The 15,143-nt window shown below is 40.3% G+C and carries 10 protein-coding genes and 1 tRNA gene; 5 read left to right on the forward strand and 6 right to left on the reverse strand.

Features of this window, described 5'->3' with window-relative positions:
- The first annotated feature begins 18 nt into the window (after positions 1 to 18).
- The 4 genes from rpoD to C9J45_RS13465 all read left to right on the forward strand — a co-directional run bounded on the left by rpoD (position 19) and on the right by C9J45_RS13465 (position 5,111).
- On the forward strand, positions 19 to 1,869 hold the full coding sequence (rpoD, locus tag C9J45_RS13450; protein WP_005369841.1) for an RNA polymerase sigma factor RpoD: 1,851 nt from the start codon (positions 19 to 21) through the stop codon (positions 1,867 to 1,869).
- 198 nt (positions 1,870 to 2,067) lie between these two features.
- A tRNA-Ile gene (locus tag C9J45_RS13455) sits at positions 2,068 to 2,143 on the forward strand.
- Between the two features lie 568 nt (positions 2,144 to 2,711).
- Positions 2,712 to 4,124, forward strand: a complete 1,413-nt coding sequence (gene pykF, locus C9J45_RS13460; protein WP_005369842.1) for a pyruvate kinase PykF — start codon at positions 2,712 to 2,714, stop codon at positions 4,122 to 4,124.
- Between the two features lie 363 nt (positions 4,125 to 4,487).
- Positions 4,488 to 5,111 carry an FCD domain-containing protein gene (locus tag C9J45_RS13465; RefSeq protein WP_107207649.1) on the forward strand — a complete coding sequence of 208 codons (624 nt, stop codon included), beginning with the start codon at positions 4,488 to 4,490 and terminating at the stop codon, positions 5,109 to 5,111.
- Between the two features lie 320 nt (positions 5,112 to 5,431).
- Here the strand turns inward: C9J45_RS13465 and ilvN are convergent, their stop codons facing one another.
- The 6 genes from ilvN to C9J45_RS13495 all read right to left on the reverse strand — a co-directional run bounded on the left by ilvN (position 5,432) and on the right by C9J45_RS13495 (position 13,064).
- Entirely contained in the window at positions 5,432 to 5,929 is a 498-nt protein-coding gene (gene ilvN, locus C9J45_RS13470; RefSeq protein ID WP_005369845.1) for an acetolactate synthase small subunit, read from the reverse strand.
- Positions 5,929 to 7,647: an acetolactate synthase 3 large subunit gene (locus C9J45_RS13475; RefSeq protein WP_107207648.1), complete on the reverse strand. Its 1,719-nt coding sequence runs from the start codon at positions 7,645 to 7,647 to the stop codon at positions 5,929 to 5,931. Before C9J45_RS13475 ends, ilvN begins: the two co-directional genes overlap by 1 nt.
- 326 nt (positions 7,648 to 7,973) lie before the next feature.
- The gene (locus C9J45_RS13480) at positions 7,974 to 9,797 is read right to left on the reverse strand and encodes a long-chain fatty acid--CoA ligase (protein ID WP_107292652.1); all 1,824 of its coding nucleotides are present in this window, start codon (positions 9,795 to 9,797) and stop codon (positions 7,974 to 7,976) included.
- A gap of 350 nt (positions 9,798 to 10,147) precedes the next feature.
- Positions 10,148 to 11,101, reverse strand: a complete 954-nt coding sequence (gene leuO, locus C9J45_RS13485; protein ID WP_107207646.1) for a transcriptional regulator LeuO — start codon at positions 11,099 to 11,101, stop codon at positions 10,148 to 10,150.
- Positions 11,102 to 11,425: 324 nt separating this feature from the next.
- Positions 11,426 to 12,544 carry an MJ1255/VC2487 family glycosyltransferase gene (locus tag C9J45_RS13490; protein WP_107292653.1) on the reverse strand — a complete coding sequence of 373 codons (1,119 nt, stop codon included), beginning with the start codon at positions 12,542 to 12,544 and terminating at the stop codon, positions 11,426 to 11,428.
- 10 nt (positions 12,545 to 12,554) lie between these two features.
- Entirely contained in the window at positions 12,555 to 13,064 is a 510-nt protein-coding gene (locus C9J45_RS13495) for a phosphatase PAP2 family protein (RefSeq protein WP_107207644.1), read from the reverse strand.
- 508 nt (positions 13,065 to 13,572) lie between these two features.
- Here C9J45_RS13495 and leuA point away from each other — a divergent pair.
- Positions 13,573 to 15,117 (forward strand): 2-isopropylmalate synthase, encoded by a 1,545-nt coding sequence (gene leuA / locus C9J45_RS13500; RefSeq protein ID WP_107292654.1) that lies wholly within the window; start codon positions 13,573 to 13,575, stop codon positions 15,115 to 15,117.
- Positions 15,118 to 15,143 lie beyond the last annotated feature (26 nt).

Consider the following 15,143-nt stretch of genomic DNA (forward strand, 5'->3'; position numbering starts at 1 on the left):
CGAAGTTGGATACCGTCTATGGAGCAAAATCCGCAGTCACAGCTAAAGTTACTTGTTGCGAAAGGCAAGGAACAAGGCTATCTGACCTACGCCGAAGTAAATGACCACCTACCAGAAGATATTGTTGATTCTGATCAGGTAGAAGACATTATTCAAATGATTAATGACATGGGTATTAAGGTAGTTGAAACTGCCCCTGATGCCGATGAACTCATGATGACTGAAGATAATGCCGACGAAGACGCCATTGAAGCAGCGGCGCAAGCATTATCAAGCGTAGAAAGCGAGATCGGCCGCACGACAGACCCTGTACGTATGTACATGCGTGAGATGGGTACGGTTGAACTACTTACTCGTGAAGGCGAAATTGATATCGCAAAACGCATTGAAGATGGTATTAACCAAGTTCAATGCTCTGTCGCTGAATACCCGTCTGCAATTGCTCACTTACTTGAGCAATTCGATAAAGTTGAAGCTGATGAGCTTCGCCTAACTGATATTATTTCAGGCTTTGTTGATCCTAACGAAGAAGCAACAGCTGCACCAACTGCAACGCACATTGGTTCAGAGCTAAGCGAAAGTGATCTTGAAGACGAAGATAAAGATCTTGAAGATGACGAAGACGCTGAAGATAGCGATGAAGAAGAAGATGACGGCAGCATCGATCCAGAGCTTGCTCGTGAAAAATTCTTAGAGCTACGCCAAGCCTACGATAAAATGGCGTTAGCAATTGAAACAAACGGTCGTCAAAATGCGACGACTGAAGTTGCAGTTGAAGAGTTATCTGAAGTATTCAAGCAGTTCCGTCTGATCCCTAAGCAGTTTGACCGTTTGGTTAGCTCACTACGTGATTCTATGGATAAAGTACGCACCAACGAGCGTCTTATCATGCGTATGTGTGTTGATAACAGCAAAATGCCGAAGAAAACTTTCGTTTCCTTATTTGCAGGTAACGAGTCAAGCCAAGATTGGATTGATGAAGCGCTAAATTCTGGCAAACCTTATGCTGAGCGCTTAAAAGCATACGAAGAAGATCTTCGTCGTTCTTCTCTTAAACTACGCATGCTAGAAGAAGAAACGGGTCTTTCTATCGAGCGTATTAAAGACATCAGCCGTCGTATGTCTATCGGTGAAGCAAAAGCGCGCCGTGCGAAAAAAGAGATGGTTGAAGCAAACTTACGTCTGGTTATTTCTATCGCGAAGAAGTACACCAACCGTGGTCTGCAGTTCTTGGATCTAATCCAAGAAGGTAACATTGGTTTGATGAAAGCCGTTGATAAATTTGAATACCGTCGTGGTTACAAATTCTCAACTTATGCGACATGGTGGATCCGTCAGGCAATCACACGTTCAATCGCAGATCAGGCACGTACCATTCGTATCCCTGTTCACATGATTGAAACCATCAACAAACTGAACCGTATCTCTCGTCAGATGCTTCAGGAGATGGGGCGTGAGCCATTACCAGAAGAATTGGCTGAACGCATGCAAATGCCGGAAGACAAGATCCGTAAGGTATTGAAGATTGCTAAAGAGCCAATCTCAATGGAAACCCCAATTGGTGATGATGAAGATTCACATTTAGGTGACTTCATTGAAGATACCACGCTTCAATTACCAATGGATGCAGCAACAGCAACCAATCTACGTGCAGCGACAAACGATGTACTTGCAGGCTTAACACCACGTGAAGCTAAAGTACTACGTATGCGTTTCGGTATTGATATGAATACTGACCACACGTTAGAAGAAGTGGGTAAACAGTTTGATGTAACGCGTGAGCGTATTCGTCAGATTGAAGCAAAAGCGTTACGTAAGTTACGCCACCCAAGCCGTTCTGATGTGCTACGCAGTTTCCTCGACGAGTAAACTTTAGCATTAAAAAAAGCGAGCCTAGCGCTCGCTTTTTTGTATCTAAAACAATGCATACAATCAAATAATAAAGTCACTTATTTGATTTATTCTGCAAATATTTCGAATAGAAGACTAACTGTTGAAAAAGCAAACAAAATCCTAGCCTTAATCGCTAGACAAGGGCAAATCCATCCCCTATAATTTGCCCATATTGGCCCCTTAGCTCAGTGGTTAGAGCAGGCGACTCATAATCGCTTGGTCCCCAGTTCAAGTCTGGGAGGGGCCACCAAACATAGAAAGGCAGAAAAGGTTAATCCTTCTCTGCCTTTTGTTTTATCTACAGTCTTTCAGATTCAGATCACAAAAGCCATTATTGTGATTTCATCAATTACTTTGATAATTATTCACCACAACAGAATATGTTACAGCCTAAAGACAATATTAAATAACCCTTCAAGTCTTGATAAATAACAATACTTTATTTTTATTTTTCAGCATAATCATCATCGTTACGTCACATAACAATGAGACGATTTTGACTCTTAACTCTAAGTGCAAATCATAAGAGTTCTGCTATAATGTTGCGCTCGTTAAACTCATATCCAATAAACTGTTTGATATTATTAATTAACGCAAGTATCAAGATCTAACCAACGATAAGTAACAATAAAAATTTGTACTGTCACTTTATCAAAGCGCCAACGTTTTTATAAAGTAATGTTTATCGAGTTTTTTATTACAACCATCGTAGTAACTATTCTCTCATTTAGGATGTAGTGACACAGCAATCAGATGAGAACATTGGTTCTATGATGATAATTTCCCCTTGGGTAAAAGTTCGTCTGGAGAGACCCTCAATGAAAAAGACCAAGATCGTATGTACGATTGGACCTAAAACTGAATCTGTAGAAATGCTTACTAAACTAGCTAACGCTGGTATGAACGTAATGCGTCTTAACTTCTCACACGGTGACTTCGAAGAGCACGGCCAACGTATTCGTAACCTACGCGAAGTAATGGCTAATACAGGCAAAGAGCTAGCAATCCTGTTAGATACTAAAGGCCCTGAAATCCGTACAATCAAACTAGAAGGCGGTCAAGACTTCTCTCTAGTAGCTGGTCAAGATTTTACATTTACAACTGACACTTCAGTTGTAGGTAACCAAAACTGCGTTGCAGTAACTTACCCAGGTTTTGCTAAAGACCTAACAAAAGGTAACACTATCCTAGTAGACGACGGTCTAATCGAAATGGAAGTGTTAGAAACAACTGATACTGAAGTTAAGTGTAAAGTACTTAACAACGGTGACTTAGGCGAAAACAAAGGTGTTAACCTACCTGGCGTTTCTGTAAAACTGCCTGCGCTTGCTGAAAAAGACAAAGCTGACCTTAAGTTCGGTTGTGAGCAAGGTGTTGATTTCGTTGCTGCATCTTTCATCCGTAAAGCTGAAGACGTACAAGAAATCCGTGCGCTTCTAACCGCTAACGGTGGCGAAAACATCCAAATCATTTCTAAGATCGAAAACCAAGAAGGTGTTGATAACTTCGACGCTATCCTTGATGCATCTGACGGTATCATGGTTGCTCGTGGTGACCTAGGTGTTGAGATCCCAGTAGAAGAAGTAATCTTCGCTCAGAAGATGATGATCGAGAAGTGTAACCGCGCACGTAAAGTTGTTATCACTGCAACTCAAATGCTTGATTCTATGATTAAGAACCCACGTCCAACTCGCGCAGAAGCGGGCGATGTTGCTAACGCAATCATGGATGGTACAGATGCAGTAATGCTTTCTGGTGAGTCAGCTAAGGGTAAATACCCAATTGAAGCTGTCACTATCATGGCGCAAATCTGTGCACGTACTGATTACGTTGTTAAGCCAGAGCTAGGTTCTCGTCTAGATAGCCCTCGTCTACGTATCACTGAAGCGGTATGTAAAGGTGCAGTAGATACAGCTGAGAAACTAAACGCTCCGCTAATTATCGTTGCTACTGAAGCTGGTAAGTCAGCTCGCTCTGTACGTAAGTACTTCCCAACAGCACGCATTCTTGCTGTAACAACAAATACTAAGACAGCAGCTCAGCTATGTCTTTCTAAAGGTGTTACACCTGTTGTTGTTGATTCAATTGAAAGCACTGATGCATTCTACCTACGCGGTAAAGAGCTAGCGCTTGAAACGGGTCTTGGTGCTAAAGGCGACATCGTTGTTATGGTTTCTGGTGCTCTAGTCGCTTCAGGTACTACAAACACAGCATCTGTACACGTACTTTAATTCGTACCTACTGATGTACAAAAAGGAGCTCTTGTGGCTCCTTTTTTATTTTATTCTCTTAACACCTTAAACATCCTCCCCCTTAAGGTGCCCCTTTTAATCTTCACAATAAATACGTGATAGCCCTTACTTTAGGGAATGCGACATCATTATGTTAGCCATCACTTATATGATACCCCTTCTATAAATGATCAAATAGCACCTAAAATGTTTAAGCAATAAACAAACCAATGTATACTTTAGTCTCAAATTGCTAATAAATTCATATATAACAAGACGATAAATTCTCAATAATAATAATAACGAGAATTTAAGAAGCTGAAGAGGATTGACGTGTCTAGCCCGACTTTAACGAATCAGGTTATGGAGATCATCCGACAAGATATCTTGCTCGGTAAACTGACTCCAGGCCAAAAGCTCGTTGTTGCTGATCTTAAAGAGCGATACAACGTAGGCGCATCTCCAATTAGAGAAGCCTTAGTACAATTATCATGGAAAAAGTACGTTAAATTTGCACCACAAAAAGGATGTTGGGTCGCCCCCGTTTCAATTGAAGAACTACAAGATCTTTTTAGTGCTAATAATGTTATCTCTCGAGAGCTACTAACACGTGCGATCACACAAGGTGATGAAGCTTGGGAACTCAATATCTTAACGACCTATCACAAACTCAGTCGCTTAGATCCAGCACTTGATGACACTGATTTATCAGAATGGGAGCAACGACATAGTGATTTTCATACCGCTATTTTAACCAGTTCCAACTCTCCTGTAATGCTTGATATCTATAATGATATCTATGATCAAATAAAACGTTATCGTCATATTTGGGTGAGTAAAACACGACAAGCTGAAGATCGTTACAACGATCAAGGGGAACACGAAGCCTTAATGAAAGCAGTCCTTGATCGTGATATAGAGCTCGCACAGAAAATCATGCAGACCCACTTTGAAAGAGCGGTTGATGATATAAAAAACCACCTCTAACCTTTTCAATACTAAATAAAAAGCTCGTTAATACTATTAACGAGCTTTTTTGATTACCAGCCAAAGATCTCTTTATGGTGGGTGTTTAACAGTAATACAACTAACAAAAAATAAATTGCACTCACTTTACAGCCTAAAATAACGAGAATAGCTGTGGTTAATCGGACCAAAAATTGCCGCAGCATCGCTTACCTCATATGGTATAAGCGCTTCCCTGCCTTCTGCTCCTTACTAAAGGTTAGTCGATATCTATGTATTAAAAAAACTAAAGCCGATTGCTTATTACGACAATCGGCTTTGTTAATAAGTGCGCTATACAATTACGCCTTTAATGCACGCTCTCCTCGAGCCATGCCTACTACGCCACTTCGAGCGACTTCAATAATTTCTGTCGCTTCACCTACTGCCGCTAGAAATGCATCAAGTTTTTCACCTGTACCGATTAATTGAATCGTATAAATTTGGCTTGTCACATCAATAATCTGTCCACGGAAAATATCTGCAGTACGTTTAACTTCTGCTCGCGCAAAACCACTTGCTTTGACTTTGGTAAGCATTAATTCACGCTCAACATGCTCTGATTCAGTAATGTTACTGACTTTTAAAATATCAATCAGCTTATGAAGGTGTTTTTCAATTTGCTCATAAGCCGATTCATTTTTCACATTGGTCGTGATGTTCAAACGAGACAACGTTGGATCGTCAGTCGGCGCAACAGTAAGTGACTCGATATTGTAACCACGTTGAGAAAATAGCCCCACCACACGAGATAATGCACCCGGTTGGTTTTCAAGTAATACTGAAATAATTCTACGCATTATGTTCTCTCCGTCTTGCTTAACCACATCTCATTCATTGCACCACCACGGATAAGCATTGGGTAAACATGCTCTGTTTCATCAACACTGATATCAATAAAGACTAATTTATCTTTTAGTGCTAACGCTTTCTCTAGTTCACTTTCTAATTTATTAGGATCTGAAATTCGCACACCGACATGGCCATAAGCTTCAGCGATAGCCGCAAAATCAGGCACAGAGTCCATGTATGAATGAGAGTGGCGACCTTGATAGATCATATCTTGCCACTGTTTTACCATGCCTAGGAATCGGTTATTTAAGTTAATAATCTTAACTGGGATATCATATTGCAGCGCCGTAGATAGCTCTTGAATATTCATCTGAATACTGCCATCACCAGTTACACACACCACTTCTTCATCAGGCAAAGCAAACTTCACTCCCATCGCAGCAGGCAAGCCAAAACCCATCGTGCCTAAACCACCAGAGTTAATCCAACGACGTGGCTTATCAAACGGGTAATAAAGCGCGGCAAACATTTGATGCTGACCAACATCAGAAGAGACATAAGCTTCGCCATTCGTTAAGCGGTGAAGCACTTCAATGACTTGTTGTGGTTTAATACGATCGCCATCAGTGTCATAACTTAAACATTCACGTTCACGCCACGATTCAATTGATTGCCACCATTGCACGATCTCTTGTTGATCATTTTTAACTTCATGCTCTTTCAATAATTTAAGCATGCTATTTAATACGGTATCCGCCGATCCCACGATAGGAATATCTGCTGATACGGTTTTAGATATTGATGAAGGATCAATATCTATGTGCATGATCGTTGCGTCAGGGCAGTACTTTTCTAAGTTGTTGGTCGTACGATCATCAAAACGCACCCCAATACCAAATATAAGATCTGCGTTATGCATTGCCATATTCGCTTCATAAGTGCCATGCATACCCAACATACCTAAACACTGTTTATGTGTACCAGGGAATGCCCCTAACCCCATCAGGGTATTTACAACAGGAATGTTTAATGACTCAGCAAGCTCAATCAATTGCTCGCTACACGATGACATGATGGCACCGCCACCGACATACAATACTGGCTTTTTCGCAGATAATAGCGCTTTAACACCACGTTTAATTTGTCCTTTATGACCTTGGGTCGTCGGATTATATGAACGTAAGGAAATCGATTCTGGATATTGATATGGATATGCTTCAGCAGGGTTTAACATATCTTTAGGGATATCAACCACAACAGGACCTGGACGGCCTGTAGATGCTATATAGAAGGCTTTTTTGATGATTTCAGGGATGTCTTCAGGTTTGGTTACAAGAAAGCTATGTTTAACGACTGGGCGTGAGATCCCAACCATGTCACATTCTTGGAATGCATCGTTACCAATTAAGCTACTCATTACCTGCCCTGATAACACAACCATAGGAATTGAATCCATATAAGCCGTTGCAATACCAGTAATAGCATTCGTTGCGCCAGGACCAGAGGTCACCAGTACAACACCTACATCACCCGTGGCACGCGCATAGCCGTCTGCCATATGAACTGCAGCTTGTTCATGACGAACAAGAACATGTTCAATATCGCTTTTCTCATGAAGGGCATCGTAGATATCAAGAACAGAGCCACCAGGGTAGCCGAATATATGCTTAACGCCTTGATCGATCATAGAACGTACGATCATATCAGCGCCGGACAACATCTCCATATTTTGTCTCCAGGTCGATGAAACATAGTTAGGGCTTATTTTTAGCCTAATAAACGCCATGAATAATTCATGCTATGTATACTGCGCAATGCCATAACAACACACAGTTACCTGCAACAACTTTAACGCTTTTGCAGCATTTGAATCTAGAGGAAAAGTCGACTTTGATTTTAAAATCTTAAAAATTGCTGTTTTATGACTTTTTACAGGTCAATAAAACCATCTAGGCACATTAATAACCACTGCATAGTTTTATTGCCAAATATGTTACTGGATAAAATAAAAAAGGAGCCATAACGGCTCCTTAATTTATTAAAAATAAAACATTACTTGTCTTTATTAGAGGCCTTTTTATGGCTTTCCTCATACATATGTTCAATTTCTTTGTGATAACGATCTTGAATCACTTTTCGACGAAGTTTTTGAGTCGGCGTTAACTCGCCTTTGTCCATCGAAAATGATTTAGGTAACAATGTAAATTTTTTCACTTGTTCAAAACGTGCTAAATCTTTTTGTAGCTCCACCACACGCTTTTCAATCAACTCGACAATTTGGCTATGTTTGATCAGCTCTAAACGGTCTTTGTATTTGATATTTAATTCGCGTGCATGTTCTTCAAGCGTTTCAAAACACGGAACAATCAAGGCTGATACAAACTTACGAGTATCAGCAATCACAGCTATCTGCTCAATAAAGTGATCTTTACCTATCGCACCTTCAATCACTTGCGGTGCAATATATTTACCACCAGACGTCTTCATTAACTCTTTAATACGATCTGTGATAAACAAGTTACCTTGATCATCAAGATAACCCGCATCACCGGTTTTCAAGAAGCCATCTTCAGTGAAATTTTTCGCGGTTTCTTCTGGCATATTGTAATAGCCACGCATAATCATTGGACCACGAACTAAAATTTCATTCTGCTCGCCAATTTTAACTTCAGCACCAGGCATTGGCATACCAATAGAGTCAGGGTTATAACAGCTGTCATCCCAACAAGAAACCGTCGCTGTGGTTTCTGTCATGCCGTAACCTAACTTAACGTTAATTCCAATCGCATGAAAAAAGCGTCCAATGCCCGCATCTAATTTCGCACCACCACATGGCATAAATTTAATATTACCACCGAGTACTGCCTGTAGTTTAGATAGCACCACTTTCTCGGCTAACGCATAAGACTTCTTCAATAACCAAGATGGCTCACGGCATTCTTGACGGGCAGCAGACATCTTAGCGCCCATGTTCACCGCCCAGGTAAATATCATTTTGCGGTGTAAGGGTGCGCGAGAGACTTTATCGTGAATACCTGAATAGATTTTTTCAAATACACGAGGAACCGCTGACATATAGTGCGGTTTCACCGTGATTAATGCTTCTTTTAATTTATTCGTATCTGATAGGTAGCAATTTACAACACCACGATGTAGTGCGTAAAACGTCCATGCGCGTTCAAAGACATGCGATAACGGTAAGAAGCATAATGACGTATCACCTTCATCTAATGCTAAACGTTGATCATGTGCTTCAATCTGAGAAGCAATATTTGCATAGTCTAACATGACCCCTTTCGGCGTACCGGTTGTACCCGAGGTATAAATCAGTGTGATCAGATCATCCATTTGTTTTTCAGCTAAACGAGTATCAAGTTCTAACTGATACTCACCACTTGCTTGCTTAACAAACTCATTATAATGACACGCCAATGGATGTTCTGGGATCGTGACATCGTCAGACAATGCAACAATGCGTTCAAGCTGAGGACATTGCGCTGCAATTTCAACAGCCGCATCCATTTGAGCTTGCTCGCCAACAAAAAGTACTTTTACACTTGCGTCTTGAAGAATATAAGCCGCTTGCTGCGCTGTACTTGTTGGATAAATAGGAACGGTAATACAACGATTGTATAACGCGGCAAAATCAGCAACAGTCCAACGAGGCATATTGTTTGCGAATATGCCAACTTTATCTTGTACTTGTAAGCCTTGGCACAATAATGCTAAAGCCAGTTGCTGAATTTGCTCACCAAAACAATTCCAACTAATATCTTGCCACTCACCATCGACTTGATGACGTAATGCAGGCTTATCACCTAAGCGAGAAACTTGACTGCGAATGCGGTGAACAATATGAAAATCGTGTTGTGCCATAAGTACTCTATTTTTTTAGCTTACACTTGTAAGCTTATTCGAGATATGCAGTCTACAATTCAGCCTATAAAAAGCCAACCATAATGCACATAAAATTATATTTCCCAACGCTTACCCGCTACTCTACGCCTTGTGAATAAAGGCTATCAAACGACTTTTTAATCAAAAAGCAAAAGTGTAAGAATCTATAAATAACATGGTTGAAGAACGAAAAAATCAACCTTATTTCACGTTGCGGCATTATTCATATTGCGAAACAGCAGACAACTCTTACCACTATAATATCGATAGCTTTTAACCAAAAAAGGTCAGCAATTGTGCTGACCTTCACGTTTATATCATGGGGTTTATTACGTTAAATCGCCACAAATTGTCATTAGCTGATCTCGCATCCAGATATTGCCTTTATCCTTTTGTGTAGATTCATGCCAACTTAGGTAACCGCTAATTTTGTTATTCGCAAAGGGAAGCTCTAACACTTTTAAGTGTAGGTTATCAGCCACAGATTCTGCTAACCAACGAGGCGCTACCGCTATTAATTCAGATTGACCGACCACATACATGATATTGCTTAAACTCGCACCTTGATAAGCTTCATTGTAACTGTGCGCTTGATTGTAAATATGATCGGCAAAACCTTTAATTTCAGGGTTCGTTTTTAATACGGCGTGCATTTCATGATTAAATTCAGCTTCAGAAATACTGTCATGTAAACGGGGGTGATTTCCAGATGCAATAACAACAAGTTCATCACTGAATAATTCTGTGCTACAAAAACCTTGTTCATCAAAGCGTACATAATCAATCACAAAATCAATTTCTTGATAACGCAATTTCTGTGCTAATCCGGCTTCAAATTCTGCTTCAAGTTGAAGACGTAAATGAGGAGCTTGGGAGTGCATTTCTTTTAAAATCTGAGGTGCAAAACGTATGTCTGAGGGGCTGCAAATTGCCAACTTAAAAGTACGGCTAGATGTCATTGGATTAAAGATAGAACATGGCAACTCATTCTTCACTAATTGCAGTGCTTGGCGAAGTGGACCAAACAATTGTTTTGCGCGTTGCGTGGGTTGAATACCGCGACCATGACGAATAAATAGCTCATCATTAAACATTACTTTAAGGCGCGCAACTGCATTACTTACCGCAGGTTGTGACATACCTAGATTATGTGCAGCGCGAGTAATGTTCTGCTCTTGCATTACGGCGTCAAAAACAGTTAATAAATTAAGATCAACACTACGTAATGTTGATTCCATTGAGTAACTTTCTGTTGGGAAAACTGACGCTGTTTTACGTGTCATATTATGCCTCTAAATTTATGAGTTCATCGGCACGTCCTATGCCTTCAGTAACTTAGAAGCTTAATTATTGCTTCTAATCTAAACCCGCTTGATTTGGGATGAGACCAGTATTATCCAAACAAATTGATGAGACTAATAATAGAATATAAGTGATTATGAAGATTGTATGAATTAATCCACATTCAGAAATATAAACATTAAAAAATCATAATCTTAAATCAAACATAAAATAAATAAAAAAAGATATGAATAAAATTTTAGACCTTTTTTTAAGGTGAAAAGCGATAACAAATTCAAGAATAATCAGTAATTTTTTCTATTAATTCATTTCACCAATGATTTAATAAGCGAAGGTGTTGTCGTAATATATTGGCTTTCAGGGTAATGCTCAGACATTGCTTCAGCAACTGATTCTGGAAACTCGACTTGCTGCCATAACTCTTCTTTTAGCGTATCAAGATCATCCCACTCCTTATTAAGTAACCACTTACTAACTTCACTTGCGACATCTGGGATTTTAACCCGCCCAACACTCTCGCTATCAAGCCAAACTCGCATCGTCGTCACATCTAATGATGGAGTAACATGCGCTAATCCCATCATCGCTAACGTCGCAACATTACTACTTTGTTCAAATTGCCCTTGGAGTGGTTTTAACAATAATTTTTTCCCTAGAGAAATGGCCTCTGAAGGCAGTTCAAAACCACCGTTTGCCACAACACCTTTACAGCAATGTAAATGGTGATGAAAACCCTCTCGACTTAATGGTTTCAACTGCACGTTTTGCCATTGTGATTTACTCTCAATATCGGGGTGATAACAAACAAAATTCACTTGCTGGAAATGAGAGAGTAAATCGGTAATTTGAGAAAGTGACTCAAAGGGTAAATACACCAAAATAAATGGTTTTTGCTGACAACTTGGTGTATCAAAACAAGGAATAATTGGCGGTAATATTGGGCAGTTAAAATGGTGCCAATGCAGACCAATTTGATATTGAGTCGGAGCAAAATAACGTGTAAGTAATCGATCAAATACGCTTTCATTCGCTTTTGGCACATCATGCAGGAAAGCAGCTTGATGACTTAACGAGAGACTGGGTACTTTCTGCTGTTTTGCAGCCCATGCTGTAACGGGCTCAAAATCATTCAACACAAAATCATAACGAGATAAATCTAACGTTTTCACCTCTTGTCGAAATTGCCGTAAATTAAGCTGATGCCATGTTTTTAACCGTTGGATACAGCCTTGTTCGGTAACGAAAGTCAGCCCTTTTCCCAATTGATAATCACCAAAGCAGGCCATATCAAAAAACTTATCTCTTTCTCGCCCTGAAAAATAATAATCAACCTCACAATCTAATCCATCAAAAGCACGTGCCATTTCACGAGCTCGAGAAATATGGCCATTACCCGTACCTTGGATCCCATAAAGTATTTTCATTGTATGTTCCTTACAAGATATAACCGGCTAATTCGAAACAAGCAAAACCTAATAATGCGCCAGCAATGATATCGCTAAGATAATGTACCCCCAGCAATACACGGGAGAAGCCAATGCAGCTTGCCCATAGCCACACCATTTCACTATACGAAGGATAAAAGCTTGAAATTAAGGCGGCCATCATAAAAGCCGCCGCAGTATGACCTGATGGCAAGCTATAGCGATCTGAGGGTTTAATAAAGGAGGGTAAACTAACCGGACGACTGCGTTTAAAGCTGTTTTTGAGCAACCAATACAATGGGAGTTCAATCAAAAACATCAACAAACCATAAAAAATGAAAGCCCCCCCCTGTTGTTGATCACCCCACCATATGAGCAAGCCAATCATGGCATATAAGTGACCATCACCGGTTCGTGAAACAATACGGCTAATTTTAGCCAATGGAATATTAAATCGATGACAGAGACATAGCGTTGAAAACGCATAATCAAAACGCTGAATAGGGGTAAGTAATGTCATCATTGTTCTCCTTTTTATAACTATCACTAGGATAAAAAGGACTTGTGACAACAAGGTGAAACTTCAAAGGAGAGTCAGTGACAATCTAGAAGAAAAGAGAATTACGTAAATTGTTAATAATTTGACAACTATTTATCATTAAATGTTATTGCCCTATCATCTCTGTTTTTTTCCCTTATTTATGGAAAAACATATCGCAATAATTAAAAATCAATTAGTTACCGCCATAATTGTAAAATAAACGTAATTATTGGTTGACCTTTGACCTGTCTATTTGGTATTCATTTGTTAATCAACTTTATATAAGTGTGTATAAAATGAAAAAACGTTTCTCTTTACTCCTTAGCCTCCTCCTTATCGTGACTTAAATCGCGCAGGTTGCTTTTGAGTGGGAAACGCCACTAAAGATTTTAAAACCCGCGCAACTTGCGCGGGTTTTTTCATATAACGACTAGCGCAAGTGAATGCGAACTAACCTGTAACGGTAATAGATTAAAAGGAAGTAGCAATGAAAGATCAGGTCATTATTTTCGATACTACGCTACGTGACGGTGAACAAGCGTTGTCGGCAAGCCTTACCGTAAAAGAAAAGCTACAGATCGCATACGCATTAGAACGTTTAGGCGTTGATGTGATTGAAGCAGGCTTTCCTGTTTCATCCCCTGGCGATTTTGAGTCAGTACAAACCATCGCGAAACACATCAAAAATAGTCGTATTTGTGCTTTATCACGAGCAGTAGCAAAAGATATTGATGTTGCGGCAGAGTCATTGAAAGTCGCAGAAGCTTTCCGCATTCATACCTTTATTTCAACCTCAACCGTTCACGTCCAAGACAAGCTACGTCGTAGTTATGATGATGTCATTGATATGGGTATCGCAGCTGTAAAACGAGCACGTAACTATACTGATGATGTTGAGTTCTCATGTGAAGATGCGGGCCGTACACCAATTGATAATCTGTGCCGCATGGTAGAAGCCGCTATCGATGCGGGCGCTAACACCATTAATATCCCTGATACCGTAGGCTACACCCTGCCGAGCGAATTTGGCGGCATTATCACTCAACTATTTAACCGCGTTCCAAATATCGATAAGGCAGTGATTTCTGTCCACTGTCACGATGATTTAGGCATGTCTGTTGCCAACTCAATGGCGGCCGTTCAAGCGGGTGCTCGTCAGGTAGAAGGAACCATTAATGGTCTAGGTGAGCGTGCAGGTAACTGCTCACTAGAAGAAATTGCGATGATCATCAAAACGCGTCAGGAGTTACTGGGCGTAACAACCAATATCAAACACGATGAAATTCACCGTACCAGTAAAATGGTTAGTCAGTTGTGTAATATGCCAATTCAAGCCAATAAAGCGATTGTTGGTGCTAATGCCTTTAGTCACTCATCGGGTATCCACCAAGATGGGATGCTAAAAAATAAAAACACCTATGAAATCATGACGCCTGAATCGATTGGCCTTAAAAACCAAGCACTAAACCTAACCAGTCGCTCTGGTCGTGCGGCAGTTAAAAGTCACATGGATGCATTGGGCTACACCGAGAAAGAGTATAGCCTAGATAAACTGTATGCTGATTTCTTAAAACTGGCTGATCGAAAAGGCCAAGTGTTTGATTATGACTTAGAAGCACTGATGCATTTTTCTAACCTTCGTGATGAAGATGACTACTTCAAGCTGAACTACCTAAGTGTTCAGTCGGGTAGTGTGATGGCCACCACCAGTATCAAACTATTGTGTGGTGACGAAGAAAAATGTGAAGCGGCGGTCGGTAATGGTCCTGTCGATGCGTTATACCAGTGTATTTACCGCCTAACAGGTTATGACATTGTACTGGATAAATTTGATTTAACTGCAAAAGGCGAAGGCGAAGACGGCTTAGGACAAGCTGATATCATCGCTAATTATAAAGGCAGAAAATACCACGGAACGGGCTTAGCAACCGATATTGTAGAAGCGTCTGGTCAAGCGTTACTGCACGTTATCAATAGCATTCACCGTGCAGATCAAATTGAAGAAATAAAGCAGCGCTCAGCAACTCACTAGTTGATAACGCTTACAGCGACTCACGA

It is taken from the genome of Photobacterium sp. GB-1, from assembly GCF_003026165.1.
In the GTDB taxonomy this organism is placed as follows: Bacteria; Pseudomonadota; Gammaproteobacteria; order Enterobacterales; family Vibrionaceae; genus Photobacterium.

What these genes read in the sequence shown, in the direction of transcription:
- rpoD (WP_005369841.1), top strand. Translation starts at nt 19, where the DNA reads ATGGAGCAAAATCCGCAGTCACAGCTAAAGTTACTTGTTGCGAAAGGC.
- pykF (WP_005369842.1), top strand. Translation starts at nt 2,712, where the DNA reads ATGAAAAAGACCAAGATCGTATGTACGATTGGACCTAAAACTGAATCT.
- C9J45_RS13465 (WP_107207649.1), top strand. Translation starts at nt 4,488, where the DNA reads ATGGAGATCATCCGACAAGATATCTTGCTCGGTAAACTGACTCCAGGC.
- ilvN (WP_005369845.1), bottom strand. Translation starts at nt 5,929, where the DNA reads ATGCGTAGAATTATTTCAGTATTACTTGAAAACCAACCGGGTGCATTA.
- C9J45_RS13475 (WP_107207648.1), bottom strand. Translation starts at nt 7,647, where the DNA reads ATGGAGATGTTGTCCGGCGCTGATATGATCGTACGTTCTATGATCGAT.
- C9J45_RS13480 (WP_107292652.1), bottom strand. Translation starts at nt 9,797, where the DNA reads ATGGCACAACACGATTTTCATATTGTTCACCGCATTCGCAGTCAAGTT.
- leuO (WP_107207646.1), bottom strand. Translation starts at nt 11,101, where the DNA reads ATGACACGTAAAACAGCGTCAGTTTTCCCAACAGAAAGTTACTCAATG.
- C9J45_RS13490 (WP_107292653.1), bottom strand. Translation starts at nt 12,544, where the DNA reads ATGAAAATACTTTATGGGATCCAAGGTACGGGTAATGGCCATATTTCT.
- C9J45_RS13495 (WP_107207644.1), bottom strand. Translation starts at nt 13,064, where the DNA reads ATGACATTACTTACCCCTATTCAGCGTTTTGATTATGCGTTTTCAACG.
- leuA (WP_107292654.1), top strand. Translation starts at nt 13,573, where the DNA reads ATGAAAGATCAGGTCATTATTTTCGATACTACGCTACGTGACGGTGAA.